This is a genomic window from Methylobacterium sp. J-043 (assembly GCF_022829505.1).
Classification (GTDB): domain Bacteria; phylum Pseudomonadota; class Alphaproteobacteria; order Rhizobiales; family Beijerinckiaceae; genus Methylobacterium; species Methylobacterium extorquens_A.
In genome coordinates this window covers 1-4140 of record NZ_JAKSYB010000077.1, presented here as the reverse complement: position 1 = coordinate 4140, position 4140 = coordinate 1, and the positions used below count along the sequence as shown (strand labels likewise).

The 4140-nt window shown below is 70.4% G+C and carries 1 protein-coding gene; it reads left to right on the top strand.

All coding sequences use genetic code 11. The annotated features are described in order from the left end of the window. Window positions 1-4140, top strand: a 4140-nt coding sequence (locus MKK50_RS24380; protein ID WP_499025784.1) for a beta strand repeat-containing protein, incomplete at both ends; no start/stop codon positions are given.

The following is a 4140-nucleotide window of genomic DNA, read 5'->3' as shown; positions in this document are numbered from 1 at the left end:
GCACGGGTGCCGACGTCATCACCGCGCTCGGCGGCAACGACATCGTGCTCGGCGACCAGGGCTACGCTCTGTTCGCCGCCGGTGTCCGCGTCGAGGTGGCCTCGACCGAGACCAATGACGGCGGCAACGACCGGATCGAGGTCGGCGACGGCGACAACGTCGTGCTCGGCGGTTCGGGCAGCGACACCGTCACCACGGGCGTGGGTGCGGACATCGTGCTCGGCGACGACGGTCGCGCCACCTTTGACGCGCAAGGCCGCGTGAAGCGGGCCGAGAGCTTCGACCTGGGCTTCGGCGGCAACGACACGATCGATGTCGGAGCCGGCGACAACGTGGTCATCGCCGGGGCCGGCAGCGACGTCTTGACGGCTCTCGGCGGCAACGATGCGGTGATCGGCGACGGCGGCTACGCCGAGTTCGAGGCCGGCGTGCGCGTGGTCTTCGTCTCGACCGATGCCACGGGCGCCGGCAACGACCGGATCGCGGTCGGCGACGGGTCCAACGTCGTGCTCGGCGGCTCGGGAAACGACACCATCCCGACCGGCGCGGGCGCCGACGTCGTGCTGGGCGACAACGGCACGATCCGCTTTGCAGGCGGAATCCGTCTGGAGATCGTCAGCGACCGGATCGGTGGCGCTTCCGACACGATCACCACCGGAGCCGGCGCGGACCTCGTGCTCGGCGGCCTCGGCGGCGACACGATCGATGCCGGCCAGACCGACAGCGACGCCGACATCGTGTTCGGCGACAACGGCCACGTCACCTTCGACGCGACCGGTGGCGTGATCCGCGCCGAGAGCTTCGATGCCGGCTTCGGCGGCAACGATGAGATCAAGGTCGGCGGCGGTGACAACCTCGTCATCGGCGGCACCGGGGCCGACACGATCACGGCACTGGGCGGCGGCGACATCGTCATCGGCGACAACGGCTACGCGGTGTTCGAGGCCGGCGTGCGGATCGAGTTCGCCTCGACCGACACCGCCGACGGCGGCAACGACCGGATCGAGGCCGGGGACGGCGACAACCTCGTGCTCGGCGGTTCGGGCAGCGACATCGTCACCACGGGCTCGGGCGGCGACATCGTGCTCGGCGACAACGGCCTCGTCGCCTACGAGCTTGGCATCCGGGCGCGGGTGGTCAGCGATCGCAACGGCGGGGCGCGCGACACCATCACCACCGGTGCGGGCGCCGATGTGGTGCTCGGCGGTCTCGGTGCTGACACGATCGACGCGGGCCGTCTGGATGCGGATACCGATGTCGTGTTCGGCGACGACGGCCACGTGACCTTCGATGCGCAGGGCCGTGTGAAGCGGGCCGAGACCCTCGATGTCGGCTTCGGCGACGACGACGAGATCAAGGTGGGCGGCGGCGACAACCTCGTCATCGGCGGCGCGGGCAACGATGTCGTTACGGCGCTGGGCGGCAACGACGTCGTCATCGGCGACCATGGCTACGCGGTGTTCGAGGCCGGCGTGCGCGTCGAGTTCGCCTCGACCGACACCACCGATGCCGGCAACGACCGGATCGAAGCCGGCGACGGCGAGAACATCGTGCTCGGCGGTTCGGGCAGCGACACAGTCGTCACCGGCACCGGCGGCGACATCGTGCTGGGCGACAACGGCCTCGTCCGCTTCGAGGGTGGCATCCGGGCCGTCGTCCAGAGCAGCCGCGATGGCGGAACGCGCGACGTGCTCAAATCGGGCGCGGGCGCCGACGTGGTGTTCGGTGGTCTGGGCGCCGACACCATCGATGCCGGCCGCGACGATGCCGATGCCGACATCGTGCTGGGCGATGACGGTCGCCTTACCTTCGATGCTCAGGGCCGCCTGAAGCGCGCCGAGAGCCTCGACCCCACCTTCGGTGACGACGACATCATCGAGGCCGGCGGCGGCGACAACGTCGTCATCGGCGGCACGGGCACGGACACGATCACCGCGCTCGGCGGCAACGACGTGATCCTCGGCGACAACGGTTACGCGCTGTTCGAGGGGGGCGTTCGCGTCGAGTTCGCCTCGACCGATCCGGACGACGGCGCCCGCGACCTGATCAACGGCGGTGACGGCGACAACGTCGTCATCGGCTCCGTCGGCTCGGACGACATCACCACGGGTTCGGGCGCCGATATCGTGCTCGGCGACATGGGCGTCGTCACCTTCGAGAACGGCCTCGTCCGCGAGATCTACACCACCGATGAGCGCCGCGGCGCAGGCGACGTCATCCGCGGTGGCGACGGCGACAACATCGTCTTCGGCGGCGCGGGCCGTGACGAGATCACCACCGGCAAGGGTGCGGATCTCATCCTCGGCGACTTCGGCGAGGCGAGCTTCACCGGCGGACGCCTCGTGCGCATGGCCACGCTCAATCCGAACCGCGGCGACGACGACACCATCGTGGCGGGCGACGGCGACAACGTCATCCTCGGCGGCTTCGGCAGTGACAGCATCACCGTCGGCTCTGGTGCCGACGTGGTGCTGGGCGACAACGGCCTTGCCACCTTCCGCACCGACGGCAAGCGGGTTCTCGTCCGCACGACGGATGTGGAGATCGGCGGGACCGATACGATCGCGGCGGGCGACGGCGATAACCTCGTCCTCGGCGGCGCGGATGCCGACACGATCACCACCGGCAAGGGTGCCGACGTGATCCTCGGCGACTTTGGTTCGGTCAGCTACGACGCGGCCGGCCTGCTCACGCAGATCCTGTCCACCGATACGGGTCTGGGCGGCAACGACACGATCACGGCCGGCGACGGCAGCGACACCCTCCTCGGCGGCTTCGGCTCCGACACGATCACGGCGGGCGACGGCGCCAAGACCGTGCTCGGCGACAGCGGCCAGCTCGACCTTACGGCGGGCGTGCCGACCCTGATCCAGACGCTGACGCCGGTCCTCGGCGCGGCCGACACGATCAAGCTCGGCAAAGGCCGCAAGCTCGTCCTCGGTGGCGCCGGCGGCGACCTCGTCGACGGCGGGTCCGGCGATGCCATCGTCATCGGCGATGCCGGGCTCGTCCGGCTGGTCAACGGCAGCCCGGTTCATGCCGAGAGCACGGATGTCGGCGTGTCCGGCGACGACACCGTCACGCTCGGCGCCGGCAACGGTGTGGTGCTCGGTGGCTCGGGTGCCGACCGGCTGACGCTCGGCACCGGCCGCTCGGTGGTGCTCGGCGACAACGGTATGGTCGACTTCGACGAGCAGGCGCGTCCGGTCGAGATCACCTCGACGGCGCCGGAGGTCGGCGGCGGCGATGTGATCGTGGTCGGCGACGGCGGCTCGGTGGTGCTCGGCGGCTTCGGCTCCGACACGATCAGTACGGGCTCGGGCTCGGATGTGATCCTCGGCGACAACGGCGCGGTGACGCTCTCGGCCTTCATTCCGGTCTTCGTCCGCACGACGAATGCGGGCGTGGGCGATGCGGACGAGATCCGGGCAGGCGAGGGCGAGAACGTCGTGCTCGGCGGCGTCGGTGGCGACACGATCGTGACGGGCTCCGGCCGCGACACGGTGTTCGGCGATGCCGGTCAGGTGCGCTTCGACGCGAAGGGTCTGGTCGAGCGGGCCGAGAGCCTGGACACGGGCATCGGCGGCGATGACACGATCGAGGCGGGCGCAGGCGACAACCTCGTCATCGCAGGCGTTGGCGCCGACAAGGTCGCGACGCTGGGCGGCAACGACATCGTGCTCGGCGACAACGGTGTGGCGGTCTTCGTCGGCGGCGTGCGGGTGAGCCTTGCCACCACGGCCCCGGCGGACGGCGGCAAGGATATCCTGTCGCTCGGCGACGGCGACAACCTCGTGATCGGCGGCGCGGATGCCGACACGATCACCACCGGCAAGGGTGCCGACCTGATCCTCGGCGACTTCGGCAGCGTCAGCTACGACGCGGCCGGCCTGCTCACGCAGATCCTGTCCACCGATACGGGTCTGGGCGGCAACGAAACGATCACGGCCGGCGACGGCAGCGACACCCTCCTCGGCGGCTTCGGCTCCGACACGATCACGTCGGCCGCGCCGAGGACCGGCGTCAGCGTCTGGATCAGGGTCGGCACGCCCGCCGTAAGGTCGAGCTGGCCGCTGTCGCCGAGCACGGTCTTGGCGCCGTCGCCCGCCGTGATCGTGTCGGAGCCGAAGCCGCCGAGGA